Here is an 18,543-nt window from a genome sequence, read left to right on the forward strand (position 1 = left end):
CACCACTCCCTGCCAACGCCACCCGCGTCGTCAGGACATGGCCGGAGTCCACATCGAGCTTTCGGTAACGTCGATCAAGGGCGCAGCGTCAGCCCGCAGGTGCTCATGGTTCGAGGCATCGCTGCCAGCAACAAGGCCTTGAATGTGGCGCAGCCCGCCACGGGGTCAGGATCTAAGCGTCCTGTTCGATACGTTCGAAAATATCGATGTCGGTGGCCTTCTGCCACTCGGGCAGAGTGTCCCAGTCCGCGACGTAGGACGGTTTCGGGTCAGGGAAGTGTTTGAAGATCTGACCGATCCAGCACAGCGCGACGAAGCGGCCCTTCTGTTCCAGGGTGAGCTTGGCGGCGGCTCCGTTCGTGGCAGTGAGGAACGACAACACTTGGTCATAAACGGCCGTGGCAGCGTCGCGTTCCCAGTCCGGTGTCTCGTCCCAGGGCGTGATGTAGCCGGGTTTCGGTTCACCGGGGTAGTGCTTGATGACTCCGGCGATCCATGCTTCGCGGAACACGCGGCCACGGTCGTTGAGCATGCTGTCTTCCTCCACTATGCGGTGTGGCCACTGGCGAGCTCGGTGATCTCGGCGTCGAGTCGCTGGATGTTCTTGTCGGCGAGCAGGGGTGCCAGGTGTGGCTGGAGGCCTCGTAGTTTGCGAGCGACCACACCGGACCTGGTCTGGCGAGCGGTGGCCAGGACTGCCTCGGCGTAGTTGATGACCTGGTCGGGATCGGCGCGGTGAACGCCGATCATGGCCAGGTCGGTCAGGACACCGGCTTTCCGTCGGGTGGTGAGCGCGCTGTTCAGAGCTTCAGCGAGGGCCGCTTCGGCCTGATCGAGGCGGCCGAGAGTGACAAAGCAGGTGCCGCGTTCTTCGGCCAAACGGGAGCCGTCGAAGCGGAGCCAGCCGCCGTTGTGCACTTGCCCCTCCAGATGCCGGACTTCTGCCGCGGTGTCGAGTGCGCGTTGACAGCCGTCGAGGTCGCCGAGGCCCGCGAAGGCTTCCGCTCGAACGGCAGCTACCCAGTACCGGGTCGACAGGTCGGCGTCACCACGGGATGCCAGATTGGCGGCCAGGTCGAGCAAGGGAATGGCGTGAGTGAACTTGCGTTCATAGACGGCGATGAAGGCGTGCCGAGTCAAGGCACAGGCCCACAGGTCCGGCGCTCCGGCTTCCTTGCCTGCGGCTGCGGCCAGGGTGTAGCAATGAGCCGCGTCGGTGTAGCGGTCGCCGTCGAAGTAGATCTCGCCTGCCAGCTGGAACAGATCGGCAGCCAGTCGGCAGAGCCGCTGCCGGATCGCCGGTGTCTGCGACTGGCGCAGTGCCTCGGTGAGCACATCGAGCTGGGTTCGCACGAGCGGCAGCAAATGGCTCTTGCTCGACGCCATCCCGTAGACCCGCCACAGATGACCGGCAAACACGGCTAATTCGTCCGCCCCAGCAGCATCGACGGCACCACCACTTGCCGCCGCAGCGGCCCTGTCGGCATCCCCGAGCGCTAGCAGTGCCCCTGTCACGCTGAACAAGCGCAGCAGGTCGCGACGATTCATGTCGTCGGCCTCCGCAAGATCGAGTGGCGTCACGGCAACGGTCGCCGGGCATCGCGCCGGAGCCGGTGCCCTCTCCAGCAACCTACCTAGTTCTTGCAGCGTGACGCCGAGCGCCTTCGCGATCCGGGTCCTGCGGAACGGCTGCGGGGTCACCTCGCCCCGTTCCCAGCGACCCACGGTGGAGAACTCGACATTCAGCTCCGCCGCGAAGGTTTCTTGTGTGTAGCCCATCGCCTCCCGCCGCGCAGCGAAAGCGCCTCGCCGGTCACCCATGAACACCACCCGCCCCGTTTGGTCACCGGTCACGATAACCAGCAATTGGCCAAGGCCGATCACCTCTCAGCGAGCTGCACCCGTTCGGACTACCACCTATAAATGAGGCATTTACGCAGGTCAGAGGCAACGATGCCGAATTGGCGCCTGGTCGCCGCCAAGTTAGTGCTCTGGCTTCCACGAGGCGGCGAAACGTTGACTGGACTCGTAACAGCCCGAGCACTCGCCCAGACGTCGGAATGCCGTCGCGGGCGCCATGTGCAAGCGAACTGACGAGGAGAAGTCGATATGGACGTTGACGCGATGTTCACCGGAGACCTGGTGCTCAGTGTGCCCTCGACGGAGGGGCTCTACGCCCCGAAGATGCCCGGCGACGCCGACGGCAACGACAAGGGCGACCACTGCGCCGGCTGACCGGTAGCCACACCCATCGCGGCTCGGGCAATGTGCAGTGCCCGAGCCGCACCGCGGAAAGGGACCTGATCCATCATGCTCTCGTTTCGCCTGGCGCTGAACACCCGCACCCATGCGACGTGGCACTGGGACACCGACCGTTGGTGCCGTGATGACAGCTGGATACGTCCGGTCGTACATCCGGTGCTTCGTCACGACATCGGCCACCACTCTGGAGTCACCACACTCCTGGTCCGTGACACCGCAGCCTCACCGACTCCACCGGAGGTGACGCTTCACAATCGCTGCGATGAGAGTGCGGCGGACGCCGTACGGGGAGACGCGCTGCTACTCCGCATACAAACGGGACGGATCACCCTCACCGCGGGCGCCGGCACAGTCCCGCTCTACCTGGCCGCGGACGGAGACCTTCTGCATGGAACCTGGGATCTCCCCTCGATCCGCCACCTCACTCGGCGGTCCGGCCTTCTCGATCGCGCCGTGACACGCGCCCTCACCAGACGGCATCGCTACAGCAGCGACACCTTGTTCACCGACGTGACGATGCTGACCGAGCGCGCGACCGCGACGTTCACCGAATCCGGTCTGAACGCCACGTACCCGGCCCCGGCCAAGCACGTGATGCGAGCACGGGCTCTACGTCCCGGCGTGGACGCCACGGCCACACTTGCTCATCTGCTCGCCGACGCTGTGCGCCCCTGGCACGAATGCGACGTCACCTTGGGCCTCGAGTTGTCCGGCGGCCTGGACTCCGCCACCATCGCCGTCGCCGCGCGGATGACCGCCTCGACTCCGCTGCACACCTTCGGCCTCATCGTCAACGGTGCTCTCGGCGCGGAGCAGCATCGCCGCCGCGTGACGATCACCAGGCAAGTCGCTGCGGTCGACGAAATCTTGCGCGCACACGACCATGCCCCGTTCTGCGAGAATGGCATCCGCATCAGCGGCGCGGCACACGATCCCCGCGGCGAGTTCTACCGCGAGGCGTTCGAAGCCCTCGCCGACAGCGCAGCCCGCAGCGGTGTCCGCATCATGCTGACCGGCAACGGCGGCGACGAGATCATGGCGCCCCGCATCGACGAAGTACCCCCGCCTCCACCTCAAGCCCTGACCGAACTGTCCTGGCTGGGACCACGCGCCCTTGACGCCGTCACCGCGATCGACGACAACCTCGCGCCCTCCGCCGTGTTGCCGACACCGACACTGATGGGGTTCGCCATCCACCACCCCGCCTACCTGAGGGCCGGAATATGGCCGGTCGCCCCGTTCACACACCGGCCCCTGATCCGGTTCGCCGAGCAACTCCCGATCGAACTCCGCCTGGGCAAAAAGCTCTACCGCGACTTCCTCACCCAGGCCGGCATGCCGCCCCTGGTCACCCACCCGCGGCGAACCGAGCACTTCCGGGACCTGATGCAACACGGCCTGCGACACAACGGACTCCGTCTGGCCGAGCGCCTGCTTGCCGACGGCATGATCCTCGCCGAACAAGGCTTCATCGACCCCGACGCACTCCGACGAACCGTGCGACGCGCCCACCAGAGCGCTACCGTGCCGTCCGTGCTGTGCGACACCCTCGTCCTCGAAATCGGCCTCCGGTCACTACAGGCCTCGACCGCATGAACCTGGCCGCCAACAACATCGCCTACCGGCGACCCGACCTCTACGACGCCCTCACCCGCGACAGCACCGCCGCCGCGACCTGCCGGCACCTCATCGACCAGTACGGCACCTCGCCCGCCGGAAGCGTCCTCGACCTCGGCTGCGGCACCGCCCGCGATCTCGCCCGGCTCGCCACCACCACCCGTCGCTGCGTGGGCGTCGACCTCCAACCCGCACTCATCGAGCACGCACGCCGGCGATATCCCGGCCTCGACCTCCGCGTCGGGGACCTTCGCACCGTGCGGCTGGCCAACACCTTCGACACGATCACATGTCTCGGCAACTCCCTCGCCTACCTGCACCACAACAGCGACATCCGAGCCGCATTCGCCACCTTCGCCGCCCACGCGCACGCCGGTACCCTGCTGATCATCAGCACCCAGATCGCCCCCACCGTCACAACCGCGTCAACCCACGGCCGTATCGCCGCGGCCGGACTCGGCGCCGAGGTCACGACCGAGCACAGCTGGGACCCCCGCACGCAGATCGCCACGGTTCGCCGCACCTGGCGGCTCGAAAATGGCACCACGGAACGAGATCTCCTCGAACGCCGTGTCCTCTTTCCCCGTGAACTCGAGCTCTACGCCGGCCTCGCCGGATTCAAGGCCCTGGCGCTGTTCACCGATCTGGAAGACAACACCGGCCCGCTCATCGGGTCCACCGCATACTTCGTCGCCGGCTACAACCATGAGCCATTCTCGGCCCTTGGCCGGAACGCCGAACTTCGGACAACTTCCGAGGACGCAACGGCACATCTACACGAGCGTTCTTCCTGAGGCAACCAGCAACAATCGAAGACGGAAACACCAGGTAGATGGACTTTTCGACAGGAAGTGAAGGGAGCCGCCAAGGGGGCTCGAACCCCTGACCTTCTGTTTACAAGACAGATGCTCTACCAGCTGAGCTATAGCGGCCTGCCCAGGACACCCCAGGCAAGCCCAGTATATCGGCGTCCCCTCAGCCGCCCGCAGGCCGCACCCAGGGTTCCCCCGCCACCGTCCGGAAGGCGTGCGCGAACGTCACCGCGGTCGCCGGGTCGCGGCGGTCGGCGACGTAGTGCCAGTCCATCCGGACGGCGTCCGGCGTCACTTCGAGGACGCACAGGCCGTGCGAGTCGAGTTCCACGAAGCGCACGTGCGGGTTCAGCGCGCGGATCGCGGCCTCGACCTTGAGCGAGCCGGTCCGCGGCGGGACGCCGAGCTGCTCGTCGATGTTGTCCGAGGTGACCGACGGGCAGACGAACTCCACCGCGACGCTCGTCCCGTCTTGGGGCACGTCGTTCGCCCAGGACGAGTGGACGTCGCCGGTCAGGAACACGGTGTTGCCCCGCCCCTGCGCGGCGATGGTGTCCAGGACCCGGCGGCGGTCGGCGGTGTAGCCGTCCCATTGGTCGGTGTTCACCGTGGTCGGCTGGCCGTCGAGCAGCCCGTCGAGCGCGAGCCGTTCGCGGGTGGGCAGCGCGGGGATCTTGAGCGGCGTGACCATCACCGAGTTCCCGATCAGGTTCCACGACGCCGTCCCGCGGGCGAGGCCCTCCAGGAACCATCGCCGCTGCTCGTCACCCAGGATCGTGCCGTCCGCCGTCTCCCCTGGCGCGGGCTGCTGGGTCCGGTAGGTCCGCAGGTCCAGCATGGTGAGGTCGGCCAGTTTCCCGAACTTCAGCCGCCGGTACAGCCGGTCGCCGCGATGCCGCACCGGCATCCATTCGAAGTACGCCTGATGCGCCGCCCGCATCCGGTCGAGCCAGCTGCCCTCGGTCGCCGGATCGTGCGACGGCGACCCGCCTGACCACGCGTTGTCCGCGGCCTCGTGGTCGTCCCAGGTGGCGATGACCGGGTGGCGCGCGTGCAGCCGCCGGAGGTGTTCGTCGGTCTTGTACATCGCGTGGCGTTGCCGGTAGTCCGCCAGGGTGATCAACTCGTTGGGCGGTACCGAGGGCCGGAGATCGCCAGCAGGGTTGGGATTTCCCTCGTAGAGATAGTCACCCAGGTGGATGAAGGCGTCCAGATCGTCGCGACCGGCCAGATAGCCGTAGGGGGCGAAGTGACCGACAGCCCAGTTCGCACAAGAGACCACACCGAACCGCAGTCTCGCGACGTCGTCGTCGTGCGAAGGCGCGGTGCGTGTCCGCCCGACCGGCGAGACCTTCCCCTGGGCCGTGAACCGATACCAGTATGTGGTCGACGCGCACAGCCCACCGGCCGTCACTTTCACCGTGTGGTCGCGGTCCGGCCCGGTCCGATGGTGACCACGAGCGACGACGTCCGTGAATCCGGCGTCGCCCGCCACTTCCCACCGGACGTCCACGACCACCCCTTTTCCGGATCCCGGAACGGCATCGGCCGACGGCGTGACCCGTGTCCAGAGGAGTACCGAATCGGGCATCGGGTCGCCGGAGGCCACCCCGTGCGCGAAAACCGGGGCCTCCGTTCCGCTGGATTCCCCCGAAAGGGTGAATGTCACCGCTGTTCCGGCCGCGGTGACACCGGCCGCGCGAAGGACGGAACGCCTGCTCACAGAGGACGTCATGCCATGCAGTGTGCCGCAGATCGACGACGCCGCGTGGATCTTCCCCGGACGTGGTGGACGCCACTTCGGGTTTCCTGCAACGGTCGGGGCACCGGCCCCGATGGTCCTCGGGAAAGTCCCTATGAGACGAGTGAGGAGGTGGATCGATCATGAAGATCAACGAGCACACCAAGGGGGCCCAGCGCGGCCGACGCGGTGTCGGAAAGAACCAGGACGAAACACCCGAACGTGGCGAATGGCTGCTGGAAGCACCGCGCCAACGTGACGGAGAGCGATCGATCCACCAGGCTCGCTCGCACCGGCCGAATCTGCTGCGCCGCCGCGCCTGGCAGATCCTCGAAGCCCCGACGGCCGAGCAGCCCGCCGTCGACGGCGACGAGACGATGGGCCCGAAGCCGCCCGACGACACGACGGTCAACTTCGTCCTGGATCTCGTCCTGCGGATCGGCGAGGTCCAGATGTCGAGTGGCGCCGGCGCCTCCGACGTCACCGCGACGATCATCGCGCTGACCTCCGCGCTCGGCCTCCCGCACTGCGAGGTCGACGTGATCTTCACGTCGATCACGGTGACCTGCCACCGCGGCACCGACATGGCACCCGTGACGGCGCTGCGGGTGGTCCGCTCGCGCAGCCTCGACTACACGCGGCTCACCCAGACGGAGACCCTGGTCCGCCGGATCGTCCGCGGGAACATCGGCGCCGAAGAGGCCCAGCAGGAACTCCAGCGCATCACCACCGCGCCGCACCCGTACCCGCGCTGGGTGGCCACGGCCGCCTGGGGCGGGCTGGCCGCGTTCATCACCCTGATCCTCGGCGGCAGCATCGACGTCGCGCTGGTCGCGATGGTGATCAGCGCCGTGATCGACCGGCTCGGGCGCTTCCTGAACCGCTATGCGCTGCCGTTCTTCTTCCAGCAGGTGATCGGCGGTCTGGTCGCGACCCTGTCCGCGATGGCGATAGTCAGCAGCGGTCTGCTCACCACGGACAAACCCACGCTGGTCGTCGCGGCGGCCGTCACCGTGCTGCTGTCCGGTCTTTCGACGGTTTCGGCCGTGCAGGACGCCATCACCGGCTACTACGTCACAGCGGCCGGGCGCACGATGGAAACCGCGCTGATGAGTGCCGGGCTGATTGCCGGAGTGGTGCTCGCCCTGAAGATCGCGAAGCTGATCCAGATGCCGCTCACTCCGCTGCCCGAGGTCGTCTCCTCGACGCCTCAGGACCTGCCGATCATCATCATCGGCAGCATCGGCGCCTCGGCCTGCTTCGCGTTCGCCTCGTATTCGACGATGCGCGCGATGATCGTCGCGGGAGCGGCGGGCGCGGTCGGCGGCGCGGTCTACGGCGCCTTGATGGTGACCGGCTTCGAAGGCGTGAGCTCGTCGGCCATCGCCGCCACGCTGGTCGGATTCTGCGGCGGCGTGCTCGCCCGGCGGCTCAAGGTGACGCCGCTCGTGGTGGCTGTGTCCGGCATCACGCCCCTTCTCCCCGGTCTCTCCACCTATCGTGGTCTATACCAATTGGGCGTCGAGCCCGGCGGCAACATCTCGACGCTCATGACCGCTGTCGCGATCGGGCTTGCCCTGGCCGCGGGTGTGGTACTCGGCGAATACCTCGCGCAGCCGGTGCGCACGGGGCTCGGCAGGCTGGAACGCAAATTCGCCGGGCCGCGGATGGCGGGTCCGATGGAACCCGCCGAACGACGCTTGGAGTGATCGCTCGGCCACCGGCCGCGACCTCCTCGCGCGATAGGGTTTCCCCTTAGGGCAGCGACCCGCGAGTTTGAGGGAGCGGCTGGTGGACGAAGTGATGGCCGAGAAGAGCCGGACGGCCTCCGCGGATTTCGTGGTGGTGGCGAACCGCCTCCCGGTGGACCTCGAACGGACCGCCGACGGGAGCAGGCGCTGGACGGCGAGCCCTGGCGGGCTGGTGTCGGCGCTCGAACCCTTCCTGCGATCCCGCAAGGGCGCCTGGGTCGGCTGGCCGGGCGTACCCGACGTCGAGGTCGAGGAATTCGACGACGACGGCCTGGTCCTGCACCCCGTCTCCCTGACCTCGGACGACGTCCGCGACTACTACGAGGGCTTCTCCAACGCGACGCTCTGGCCGCTGTACCACGACGTGGTGGCGCGGCCGGTGTTCGACCGGAGCTGGTGGGAGTCCTACGTCCGGGTGAATCGCCGCTTCGCCGAGGCGAGCGCGAAGGTCGCGGCCGAGGGCGCGACCGTGTGGATCCAGGACTACCAGCTGCAACTGGTCCCGGCGATGCTCCGCGAGCTGCGACCCGACCTCCGGATCGGGTTCTTCCTGCACATCCCGTTTCCCCCGGTCGAGTTGTTCATGCAGATGCCGTGGCGGACCGAGATCGTCCGCGGCCTGGTCGGCGCCGACCTCGTCGGTTTCCACCGGCCGGGTGGCGCGCAGAACTTCCTCTGGCTGGCGCGGCAGCTGGCCGGTCTCGAATCCAGCCGCGGCGCGGTCGGCATCCGCACCCGCCCCGGCCTGATGCAGGTCGGCGACCGCACGGTGCGGGTCGGCGCGTTCCCGATCTCCATCGACGCCATCGGCCTCGACAAACTCGCCAAGACCAAGGGCGTCGCCGAACGCGCCGCCCAGCTGCGGCGTGACCTCGGCAATCCGAAGAAGGTCCTGCTCGGCGTCGACAGGCTCGACTACACCAAGGGCATCGACCTGCGGCTGCAGGCACTGCACGAGCTGCTGCACGAAGGCCGCGTCCGCCCGGAGGACGTCACGTTCGTCCAGCTGGCCACGCCGAGCCGGGAACGCGTCGAGCACTACCAGCGGATGCGCGGCGACATCGAGCAGATGGTCGGGAGGATCAACGGCGAATTCGCCCGCGTGGGTCACCCGGTCGTGCATTATCTGCACCAGTCCGTGAACCGGACTGAACTGGCCGCGTTCTTTTCCGCGGCCGATGTCATGGTGGTGACCCCCTTGCGTGACGGGATGAACCTCGTCTGCAAGGAGTACGTCGCCTGCCGCCACGACCTGGGCGGCTCGCTCGTGCTTTCGGAGTTCGCCGGCGCCGCGGCGGAGCTGACCAGTGCGCTACTGGTCAACCCGCATGACCTGGACGGGGTGAAGAACGCCTTGGAGACTGCCATTACGCTCGACCCTGCAGAGGGCCGCCGCCGTATGCGCGCCATGCGCCGTCAGGTCCTCACGCACGATGTCGACCGCTGGGCACGCTCGTTCCTCCAGGCGCTCGGTGCCGAACCGGCCGACTAGAGACTTCCCCCATACCCCGCATAGTTCCCGAGGAGAAATCGTTGACCGCCGAGGCACTGCCCGCCGAGCTCCGGCGCGCGATTGTCCAGGTCGCGCGGACCCCGCGGCTGCTGGTCGCCTGCGACTACGACGGCACGCTGGCCCCGATCACGGCCAACCCTGACGAAGCCCGGCCGCTGCCCGAATCGGTAGGCGCGCTCAGGTCGCTGGCAGGCCTGCACGAGACGACCACCGCGGTCATCTCCGGCCGCGCGTTGCGCGATCTCGCCACCCTGTCCCGGCTCCCGGCCGAGGTGAACCTGGTCGGCAGTCACGGGTCCGAGTTCGACATCGGCTTCATCCACGCGCTCGACGAAAAGGCCCGCGAGCTCCACAGACGGCTCGAAGCCGAGCTGGAGAACCTGGTGCTCGACGTGCCGGGCGTCTCGCTCGAGGTCAAGCCCGCGAGCATCGCGGTGCACGTCCGCCGCGCCGAGCACGAGGCAGGCCGCCGCGTCCTTCGCGATGTCCACAATGGACCTTCGAAATGGGAGGGCGTGTCGACGACCGACGGCAAGGAGGTCGTCGAGCTCGCGGTCGTCCAGACGGACAAGGGCCGGGCGCTCGACACCCTGCGCCACCAGGTCGGCGCGACGGCGGCGATCTTCCTCGGCGACGACGTCACCGACGAGAAGGCGTTCGCCCGGATCTCCGGCCCGGACCTCGGCGTGAAGGTCGGCGAAGGCGAAAGCCTCGCGCAATACCGGGTTCCGGACACCGTCGACGTCGCGATGGCGCTCGCCTTCCTGCTCGAAGAGCGGCGCAACTGGCTCTACGGCGAGCAGGCGCCGCCGATCGAACGGCTTTCCCTGCTGGCCAACGAACGTTCGGTCGCGCTCGTCACGCCGGACGCCCGGCTGACCTGGCTGTGCCACCCCGGCCCCGACGCGCCCGCGATCTTCGCGGACCTGCTCGGCGGCACCGGCGCGGGCCACTTCTCGATCAAGCCGCACCGCAACGGCCTGCCGCTCGGGCAGCGCTACCTGCCGAACACGATGACGGTCGAGACCCGCTGGTCCCGGCTGCTCGTCACCGACTACCTCGAGCCGGAGAGCCCCGCGCACCGCACGGACCTCGTCCGGGTGATCTCGGGCGAGACCTCGGCGGAGATCGTGTTCGCGCCGCGGCCCGAATTCGGTGGCGTGCCGGTGAAACTGGTCGCCCATGGCGACGGGATCCTGGTGCAGGGCACCTCGGAACCGTTCGCGCTGCGCTCGCCGGGTGTGAAGTGGGAAATCACCTCCGACGGCATGAACGACACCGCGTCGGCGCTCGTCACGCCCTCACCGGAGAACCCGGTGGTGCTCGAACTCCGTTGCGGCACCTCGGATCTCGGCGCGCACGAACTGTCCGAAGTGGAGCGCCGGTCCCGCGCGGGCGACTACTGGAGCACCTGGGCGCAGACGCTCAAACTGCCCAGCGTCCAGACCGATCTCGTCGGCCGCTCGGCGCTGACGCTGCGCGGGCTGGTCAACACCGACACCGGCGGCGTGCTCGCGGCGGCGACATCTTCGCTGCCGGAAGAGATCGGCGGCGTCCGCAACTGGGACTACCGCTACTGCTGGATCCGCGACGCGGCCATGACCGTGCGCGAGCTGGTCCACCTCGGCTCGACCGAAGAGGCCGAAGGCTACCTGCGCTGGCTGCACGGTGTGCTGTCCACTTTGGCCGGTCCGGAACGGCTGCACCCGCTGTACACCTTGGCCGGCAGCGTGATCGGCGCCGAAGCGGTCATCGAGTCGCTGCCGGGGTACGCCGGTTCGCGGCCGGTCCGCGTCGGCAACCTGGCGAACCACCAGGTGCAGCTGGACGTCTTCGGCCCCGTCGTCGAACTCGTCAAGACGCTGGCCGAGGCGCGTGGCGAACTGCGCGACGAAGACTGGCAGCTGGTGCGCGCGATGGCCGAGGCCGTCACGCGGCGCTGGAACGAGCCGGACCACGGCATCTGGGAGGAGCGGCACGTGCCGCGCCACCGGGTGTACTCGCGGGTGATGTGCTGGGTGACCATCGACAGGGCGATCAAGCTGGGCGACGTCTACGGCCGCGAGGTGCCGGGCGCGTGGCCGTCGCTGCGTGACGAGATCTCCGCGGACGTGCTGGAGAAGGGCTGGAACGAAGAGGTCCAGGCCTTCACCACCGCCTACGACGGAACGGACCTCGACGCCGCGTCGCTGTTCGTCGGGCTGACCGGGCTGATCGATCCGGCCGACCCGCGCTTCCAGTCCACGGTGACCGCGATTGAGGCGGAACTGCGCAGCGGGTCCACCGTGTACCGGTACCGCCGCGACGACGGCCTTCCCGGCGGCGAGGGTGGTTTCCACATCTGCGCGGCCTGGCTCATCGAGGCGTACCTGCTCACCGGGCGGCGTACCGAGGCCGAGGAGCTGTTCACGCAGATCGTCGACGCCGCGGGCCCGACCGGGCTGCTGCCCGAGCAGTTCGACCCGATCGCGGAACGCTCGCTGGGCAACCACCCGCAGGCGTACTCGCACATCGGGCTGATCCGCTGCGCGAACCTGCTTTCCCAGTAGAGGCTGAAGGGGACTTTCCCCGCATCAGACGCCACGAAGGGGCCCTTCACCGCATGAGACGCGGCGAAGGGCCCCTTTCGCAACGCGCTCCGGAGGCCCTCTTGGCGCAGGAACTCGGCGGCCGGCTCCTACCCCGCCAGACCGCTCCGTGAAGGCCTCCTTGCCTACCTTGAGGGTAGGGAAGGAGGCCTTCACGGATACCCGACCGGCACCTGGCCACGGAAGGTCGTGAGTGGCAGGTGTCCGCGCTAACCCGCCTTACCACTCACGAGGCCGGACCAGGCGCGACCGCACGCCACGAAGGGCCCCTTCGCAACGGTGGAGTCGTCGCGCCGGCTGCAGTCCAAGGGGTCGTGGCCTTCGCCTTCTCGGGAGAACGAAGGTCACAGACGAACAGCCGGCGCGACGGGCTTCGGGGAGGTCAGGTCCCGCTGATCAGGCGCAGGGCCAGATCGGAGCTGAACTGACCGGCTTCGACGTTCGGCGCGATCCCGCATTTGCCGTCGGAGTCACCGGGCACCTTGACCCAGAGCAGCATCTCGGCGCCGCCGCCGACCTGCGAAGGCGTCCCGAGCTTGCGACCGGCCGGGTTGCACCACTCGGAACCCTTGGGGCCGTTGCCGTTGCGGCTCGTGTCGATGACGAACGGCTTGGTGTAGCCGTACTTGCTCGACAGCGCGGCACTGACGGCCTTGCCGTAGTTCGCCGAGTCGGTGGTGGTCTTGTAGTTCGACACGTTGATCACCAGACCGCGGATCGACTTCACCCCGACCGCGTTGAGCCGGTCGGCCATGGTCGCGGCGGGGATCCAGGTCGAGTTGCCGCCGTCCATGTAGGCCCAGGTGTTCGGGGCCTTGGCGGCGAACTGCTCGGCGGCGTACTTGAGCAGGTCGAGGCGGGTCTGGCGCTCACCGGCCGGCAGGCAGTCGACCTGCGCGAGCGCGTCCGGCTCGATGACGACGACCGCGGGCTTGCCGCCGATGCCGTCGGCGAAGTTCGAGATCCAGGTCTTGTACGCCTCCGGGCTGCCCGCGCCGCCACCGGAGTGACCGCCGCAGTCGCGGCCGGGGATGTTGTAGGCGACCAGGATCGGCAGCTTGTCCGCCACGTCGGCGGCGTAGGTGTAGCCGTCGACGGCCTTCTTGACGTCGCCGCTCCAGTTGCCGAACCAGCGTGCGCCCGCCTTGGTGGAGATGGCGGCCTTGATCTTGTCGGCGGTGCTGCCGGGGTGGTCCTTCACCCAGACCGCGGGGTTGGAGTTCGGGTCGACATAGAAGCCGTTGGTCTTCTCAAGGGGGTTGCCGTCGGCGGCCTGAGCCGGCGCGGCGATAAGGGCCAGCATTGAGGCGGCCAGCAGACCGAGCGTCTTGATGCGCATGCCCACCAGCTTCTCGATCTTCTGTACAAGATTCGTACAACCCGACATTTCGGCACCTACTCGCGGTGTCCGCGAGTAGGTGCCGAATGGCGATCAGGCCGAGTAGCCCTTCGGCGGGATCAGGGTGGCGAGCTGGTTGAAGGTGAGCCAGTAGATCTGGTTGCCGCCGAAGTTGGCCGGGTCGGCGATCTTCACCGTCATGTTGTCGCTGTTGTAGCCGATGATCGTGAAGTAGTGGTAGATCGTGTAGTTCGGGTAGCCCGGCGGGTGGTTGTTCGCCGGGGCGACGATGTTCGCGACGAGCGCGTAGCCCTTGTCGACGTCCAGCACGATGTCGCGCCACAGGAGGTCGCGCTGTGCCTGGGTCGGCGGGTCGTTCGGCATCTCCTTGGTCTCGTACCAGCCGCCGCCGATGTGGGCGTTGAGGACGCGGGTGACCTGCCCGATCCAGTCGGTGCCGTTGGTGCTGGTCGGGAGCTCGTTCGCGAGCTGCTGCTGGCTCGGCGGGTTGCCGTTCTTGGCCGAGATGGCGATCCGGGTGGCGGCCGGGCCGCACCAGTACCCGGTCTCCTGGATCTGGTACTGGATGTCGAGTTCGGCGGTCGCCCTGACCCCTTCGACCTTGGCGGGCGGCGCCATCGAGTTCACGAAGCCGGGATCTGCATACTTCTCTTGAGCGACGGCCACCGCCGGAGCGGTGATCAGTGCGGACACCGCGAGCGCGGCGACGACCGCGGTCCTGAGTCGACGCATGGTAATCCTTCCCCAGTTTCACTTTTCAATGGTGAATAGTGAACAGAATTGCCCGTCCGGCGGCTTTTGTCTTGATCTCGACCAGCGCTTTCCCTGATCGGCGCACGACGAAAGTAGGATCGAACAAACGCTCAGGGGGCCTTCGGGCAATAGCGATCGTGCAGGTGATGAAAAACGATCACGAGCAGGCGGGCTCGCGCGGACCGGACAGGCCGGATCTCGGCGGTCCCGACCCCGCGCCCGTCTTCGGCATGCTCTTCGACGCCCACGCGGCCCCGATGCAGCGCTACCTCGCGCGCCGCGTCGGCACCGAGACCGCGCACGACCTCGTCGCCGAGACGTTCCTCGTGGCACTCCGGCGGCGGGAGACGTACCGCCCGGAGGCCGGGACGGCGAGGGCGTGGCTCTACGGCATCGCGACCAACCTGCTCCGGCACCACGTCCGCACGGAGACCCGCGCGCTCAACGCGACGGCCCGGCTCGCGGCCGCCGACCAGGTGGTCTCGGCCGGGCACGACGGCCGCGTCGCCGAGCGAGTCGACGCGCAGTCCCGCGCGGCCTTGCTGGCGGGCGCGCTGGCGGAACTGAGCGTCGCGGACCGCGACACCCTGCTGCTGGTCTCCTGGGCGGGCCTGGATCCCGGCGAGGTGGCCGAGGCGCTGGGGATCCCCGCCGGGACGGTCAGATCACGGCTGCACCGGATCCGAAGATGGCTGCGTGCCAACGCACCAGAGTCCACAAAGGACGCATCGAGCACGAAGGAGGAGGGCGAAAGTGCACGGCGATAGCATCCGGAAGGTGTGGTCCGAGGCCGAACTCGACGAGGCGCTGGCCGAACTCCACGCCGAGCCGGAGACCCGGCAGGACGAACTGTCCCGCGCCAGGGCCTCGCTTCTGCGCGCCGCCGGCGAGGCCGAGGGCGAGATCCTCCCCGTGACAGCGCCGCCCCCGGCAAAAAAACGCCAGGGCGCGTGGCGATGGATCGCGGCCGCGGCCGCCGCGGCGCTGGTGTCCGGCGGCGGGATCGTGGCGACGAACGTCTTCACCGGCACCGGCGGCCAGGACCCCGCGGCCCCCGCGACCGCCGCCACGGGCGATGACGTGCTCAAGGACCTTCGCGGCGCCGATCTCCCCCTGGCGGGCAACCAGTACTGGCTCTCCACCGAGTCGACCTGGACGACGCGGATCGGCAGCAAGAGCGGGGTGATCTACCAGACACACGAGATCCAGGAGCGGTGGCTGCCCTCGGACTGGTCCGTCCGGCACCGGACGCGGCTCGCCAGGACCGGCGAGGTCCGCTGGATCAAGGGCGACCAGGAGGCGGCCAGGTCGGCGGGCGACATGATCCCCGGCAGGACGGTCGACACCGGCTGGGAAGGCCCACCGCCTCCGACGGGTGGACCTGTTTCCGGCGAGCACACCACCTCGGCCCCGATGGCCCCGCCCCGGTCGGCGACCACGACGAGTGAGCCTCCGGAGGCACCCGTCTCGACCCAAGGGCCCAAGCCTCCGCGGATCAGCTGGACGACTCCGACGAAGGAACTCCTCGACTCGCTTCCCACGGACCCGGCGAAGCTGCTCGAACGGCTGCGCGGCGACAACGGGGACGATGAGGCGGAGACGGCGCCCAAGATGTTCGACAAGGTCTACAGCATCATGCGTTCGTCTCACGGCTACGGCGAGCTTCGAGTGGCGCTGTGCAAGGCGCTCGCGACGACTCCGGGGATCACGCTCGAGACGAACGTGACCACCTCCGACCGCCGTCCGGCCATCTCGTTCTCGGTCCGGAAGAAAGACCTGATCGAGACGTTCGTCGTGGACCTGGGCACAGCGCACATCACGAGCCACGGCGCCGCCCGGAACCGGTCCGACCCGGACTTCCCTGGGCTGGTGCTGTACGACACGACGGTGACGACGCAGGTCACCGACCGGGCGGGTCCCTAACGCGCGTGCTTGGCGGCGTTGAGGGCGCTTCCGACGTCGGCGACCTCCAGCACCCGGATGCCCGGCGGGATCTTGCCGGAGTCGGGCGGCACCAGCGCGTAGGTGAAGCCGAGCCGGGCGGCCTCCGCGAGCCGCCGCCCGACGCTCGGCACCCGCCGGACCTCACCCGACAACCCGACCTCGCCCATCGCGACCAGCTTGGGCGAGAGCGGGGTGTCCCGCGCCGACGAGATCAGGGCCAGCACCACCGCGAGGTCGATGCCGGGCTCGGTGATCTTCATGCCGCCGACGGTCGCCACGTAGACGTCCTTGTCGCCGACCTTGATGTTCGCCCGCTTCTCGACCACGGCCAGCACCATCGCGACCCGTGCCGAATCGAGACCGCTCACCGCGCGCCGTGGCTGCGGTGACTGAGTCGCCGAAACGAGCGCCTGGACCTCGCCCAGCAGCGGCCGCTTGCCCTCCATGGTCACCGTGACGGCGGTGCCCGCGACCGGCTCGGTCGTGTGACTCAAGAACAGTCCCGACGGGTCGGGGACGCCGACGATGCCCTCCTCGACCAGTTCGAAGCAGCCGATCTCGTCGGCGGCGCCGAAGCGGTTCTTGATCCCGCGCAGCATCCGCAGCGTCGAATGCTTGTCGCCCTCGAACTGCAGGACGACGTCGACCAGATGCTCCAGCACGCGGGGACCGGCGACCGAACCGTCCTTCGTGACGTGCCCGACCAGCACGATCGGCAGTCCGCGTTCCTTGGCCAGCGCGACCAGCCCGGAGGTGACCGCGCGGACCTGGGTGACCCCGCCCGGCGCGCCCTCCACCTGGGGCGAGGCCATGGTCTGGACCGAGTCGACGATCAGCACCCCCGGCTTGACGGCGTCGACGTGGCCGAGGATCGCGGAGAGATCGCTCTCGGCCGCGAGGAACATCTCGCCGTGGACGTTGCCGGTGCGTTCGGCGCGCAGGCGTACCTGCCCCGCCGACTCCTCGCCGGTGACGTACAGCGCGCGGCCCGCGGTGGCCGCCCACTGGTAGGCGACCTCCAGCAGGAGGGTCGACTTGCCGACTCCTGGCTCACCGGCGAGCAGGATGACCGCACCCGGCACGAACCCGCCGCCGAGCACACGGTCCAGTTCGGAGACGCCGGTGGGCTTGGCCCGCGCCGTCTCGACGTCGACCTCGCCGATCGGGCGCGCCGGGGCACTGGGCGCCCCGGCTGCGACCCTGGCTATCGCGGGACGGGCGTCGCCGCGTTCCTCCAGGGTTCCCCACGCCTGACATTCGGGGCAGCGCCCGACCCACTTCGGCGCTTCGTACCCGCATTCACCGCAGCGGTAGGTGCTGCCTTTCTTGACCACTCCGCGAGGCTAGCGGCCGCCACCGACAATCCCCGGCAGCGACGGACCCGCAAAGTACGTGAAGGCCCCCTTCACTGCGTCTAGCGCAGTGAAGGGGGCCTTCACGTACTTCTGGAGGACTTAGTGCCCGCCCTTGGCTTCCTTCTTCGGCGCGGGCTCCCGGCTGCCGGGGTGCGACGGCGCGGCGACCGGCAGGTCCAGCGTGATCGAACCGGAGTTCTTGAAGACGAAGGTGACCTTGATCGTCTGCCCCGCCCACAGCGGCTGCTTCAGACCCTGGAGCACGACCGTGGCCTTGCCCACCTCGCCCGGCGCGGCGGACGACTCGGGGCCCGCGGACGGCGTGATCGTCCCGGCGACCTCCGACGGCGGGGCGCCGGACGCGCTGCTCGAAGGAGCCCCCGAGGACGACGGCGCGCCTGAAGACGACGGCGCCGAGGAGGGGGCACTCGTCGGAGCGACCTCCTTGGTCGACTCGACCGCGTCCGACGGGCCGATCACGAGCGCGTGGCTCGAGACGATGGCCTTGGCGCCGGAGATCTTGGCGTCACCGGTGGTGGCTTCGGAGGAGACCGAGACGAGCTCGTCGTCCTGCTTGCCCTGGTTCACGATGGTCACCGTCAGCGGCACGGCGGCACCGGCCGGGTACGCCTGGCCCTCGGTGGGGAACTGGAGCGCGGCGTTCCGCAGCACCAGGTCCTTCGCCTGCGCGTACGTCCCGTTCACCGCGGGCTGCTGCGAGTCGGTCTGGGTGATCTGACCAGCACCGCAGCCGGCGAGCACGAGCGCGGCGCCGAGCGCCAGCACACCTGCGCCGAACACGCGACGATTCTGCAGCCTCACGTCGGAGTCCTTCCATCTCACGGCC

General features: G+C 68.6%; 15 protein-coding genes and 1 tRNA gene. 8 read left to right on the plus strand and 8 right to left on the minus strand.

Annotated elements, in window-relative coordinates; genetic code table 11:
* Positions 1-172 precede the first annotated feature (172 nt).
* Together AMYAL_RS0114205 and AMYAL_RS0114210 are read right to left on the minus strand one after the other, a co-directional pair.
* Entirely contained in the window at positions 173-532 is a 360-nt protein-coding gene (locus AMYAL_RS0114205) for a hypothetical protein (protein WP_026467062.1), read from the minus strand.
* Between the two features lie 14 nt (positions 533-546).
* Entirely contained in the window at positions 547-1,884 is a 1,338-nt protein-coding gene (locus AMYAL_RS0114210) for a helix-turn-helix domain-containing protein (protein ID WP_245192912.1), read from the minus strand.
* 225 nt (positions 1,885-2,109) lie between these two features.
* Between AMYAL_RS0114210 and AMYAL_RS50805 the strand changes: the two genes are divergently transcribed.
* From AMYAL_RS50805 to AMYAL_RS45890, 3 genes are all read left to right on the plus strand, one after another.
* Positions 2,110-2,235: a hypothetical protein gene (locus AMYAL_RS50805; RefSeq protein WP_020631976.1), complete on the plus strand. Its 126-nt coding sequence runs from the start codon at positions 2,110-2,112 to the stop codon at positions 2,233-2,235.
* A gap of 480 nt (positions 2,236-2,715) precedes the next feature.
* Positions 2,716-3,858 (plus strand): asparagine synthase-related protein, encoded by a 1,143-nt coding sequence (locus AMYAL_RS0114220; RefSeq protein WP_245192914.1) that lies wholly within the window; start codon positions 2,716-2,718, stop codon positions 3,856-3,858.
* Complete coding sequence (locus tag AMYAL_RS45890) at positions 3,855-4,673, plus strand: class I SAM-dependent methyltransferase (RefSeq protein WP_020631978.1); 819 nt, start codon at positions 3,855-3,857, stop codon at positions 4,671-4,673. Before AMYAL_RS0114220 ends, AMYAL_RS45890 begins: the two co-directional genes overlap by 4 nt.
* A 65-nt stretch (positions 4,674-4,738) precedes the next feature.
* Here the strand turns inward: AMYAL_RS45890 and AMYAL_RS0114230 are convergent.
* Positions 4,739-4,811, minus strand: a tRNA-Thr gene (locus AMYAL_RS0114230).
* Positions 4,812-4,854: 43 nt separating this feature from the next.
* Positions 4,855-6,426, minus strand: a complete 1,572-nt coding sequence (locus AMYAL_RS0114235; protein WP_039793970.1) for an alkaline phosphatase D family protein — start codon at positions 6,424-6,426, stop codon at positions 4,855-4,857.
* Between the two features lie 149 nt (positions 6,427-6,575).
* Between AMYAL_RS0114235 and AMYAL_RS0114240 the strand changes: the two genes are divergently transcribed.
* From AMYAL_RS0114240 to otsB, 3 genes are all read left to right on the plus strand, one after another.
* Positions 6,576-8,141: a threonine/serine exporter family protein gene (locus tag AMYAL_RS0114240; protein ID WP_020631980.1), complete on the plus strand. Its 1,566-nt coding sequence runs from the start codon at positions 6,576-6,578 to the stop codon at positions 8,139-8,141.
* A gap of 94 nt (positions 8,142-8,235) precedes the next feature.
* On the plus strand, positions 8,236-9,675 hold the full coding sequence (locus AMYAL_RS0114245) for an alpha,alpha-trehalose-phosphate synthase (UDP-forming) (RefSeq protein WP_051137669.1): 1,440 nt from the start codon (positions 8,236-8,238) through the stop codon (positions 9,673-9,675).
* Between the two features lie 41 nt (positions 9,676-9,716).
* Positions 9,717-12,245, plus strand: a complete 2,529-nt coding sequence (gene otsB, locus AMYAL_RS0114250; RefSeq protein WP_020631982.1) for a trehalose-phosphatase — start codon at positions 9,717-9,719, stop codon at positions 12,243-12,245.
* Between the two features lie 421 nt (positions 12,246-12,666).
* On the opposite strand, the gene AMYAL_RS0114255 is transcribed toward otsB, so the two are convergent.
* Together AMYAL_RS0114255 and AMYAL_RS0114260 are read right to left on the minus strand one after the other, a co-directional pair.
* On the minus strand, positions 12,667-13,623 hold the full coding sequence (locus AMYAL_RS0114255) for a glycoside hydrolase family 6 protein (RefSeq protein WP_020631983.1): 957 nt from the start codon (positions 13,621-13,623) through the stop codon (positions 12,667-12,669).
* A 93-nt stretch (positions 13,624-13,716) separates the two neighbouring features.
* A complete protein-coding gene (locus AMYAL_RS0114260; protein WP_020631984.1) occupies positions 13,717-14,376 on the minus strand; it encodes a C39 family peptidase in 660 nt (219 codons plus the stop codon).
* A 158-nt stretch (positions 14,377-14,534) separates the two neighbouring features.
* Here AMYAL_RS0114260 and AMYAL_RS0114265 point away from each other — a divergent pair, with 158 nt between their 5' ends.
* Complete coding sequence (locus tag AMYAL_RS0114265) at positions 14,535-15,164, plus strand: RNA polymerase sigma factor (RefSeq protein ID WP_020631985.1); 630 nt, start codon at positions 14,535-14,537, stop codon at positions 15,162-15,164.
* On the plus strand, positions 15,151-16,320 hold the full coding sequence (locus AMYAL_RS0114270; RefSeq protein WP_020631986.1) for a CU044_5270 family protein: 1,170 nt from the start codon (positions 15,151-15,153) through the stop codon (positions 16,318-16,320). The genes AMYAL_RS0114265 and AMYAL_RS0114270 overlap by 14 nt, the downstream gene beginning before the upstream one ends.
* Here the strand turns inward: AMYAL_RS0114270 and radA are convergent.
* Both radA and AMYAL_RS0114280 read right to left on the minus strand, forming a co-directional pair.
* Entirely contained in the window at positions 16,317-17,675 is a 1,359-nt protein-coding gene (gene radA, locus AMYAL_RS0114275; RefSeq protein WP_020631987.1) for a DNA repair protein RadA, read from the minus strand. The genes AMYAL_RS0114270 and radA overlap by 4 nt on opposite strands.
* A 120-nt stretch (positions 17,676-17,795) precedes the next feature.
* Positions 17,796-18,518 (minus strand): copper chaperone PCu(A)C domain-containing protein, encoded by a 723-nt coding sequence (locus tag AMYAL_RS0114280; protein WP_039795480.1) that lies wholly within the window; start codon positions 18,516-18,518, stop codon positions 17,796-17,798.
* Positions 18,519-18,543 lie beyond the last annotated feature (25 nt).

The organism is Amycolatopsis alba DSM 44262 (assembly GCF_000384215.1).
In the GTDB taxonomy this organism is placed as follows: domain Bacteria; phylum Actinomycetota; class Actinomycetes; order Mycobacteriales; family Pseudonocardiaceae; genus Amycolatopsis; species Amycolatopsis alba.

What these genes read in the sequence shown, in the direction of transcription:
- AMYAL_RS0114205 (WP_026467062.1), bottom strand. Translation starts at nt 532, where the DNA reads ATGCTCAACGACCGTGGCCGCGTGTTCCGCGAAGCATGGATCGCCGGA.
- AMYAL_RS50805 (WP_020631976.1), top strand. Translation starts at nt 2,110, where the DNA reads ATGGACGTTGACGCGATGTTCACCGGAGACCTGGTGCTCAGTGTGCCC.
- AMYAL_RS45890 (WP_020631978.1), top strand. Translation starts at nt 3,855, where the DNA reads ATGAACCTGGCCGCCAACAACATCGCCTACCGGCGACCCGACCTCTAC.
- AMYAL_RS0114235 (WP_039793970.1), bottom strand. Translation starts at nt 6,426, where the DNA reads ATGACGTCCTCTGTGAGCAGGCGTTCCGTCCTTCGCGCGGCCGGTGTC.
- AMYAL_RS0114240 (WP_020631980.1), top strand. Translation starts at nt 6,576, where the DNA reads ATGAAGATCAACGAGCACACCAAGGGGGCCCAGCGCGGCCGACGCGGT.
- AMYAL_RS0114245 (WP_051137669.1), top strand. Translation starts at nt 8,236, where the DNA reads ATGGCCGAGAAGAGCCGGACGGCCTCCGCGGATTTCGTGGTGGTGGCG.
- AMYAL_RS0114255 (WP_020631983.1), bottom strand. Translation starts at nt 13,623, where the DNA reads ATGCGCATCAAGACGCTCGGTCTGCTGGCCGCCTCAATGCTGGCCCTT.
- AMYAL_RS0114260 (WP_020631984.1), bottom strand. Translation starts at nt 14,376, where the DNA reads ATGCGTCGACTCAGGACCGCGGTCGTCGCCGCGCTCGCGGTGTCCGCA.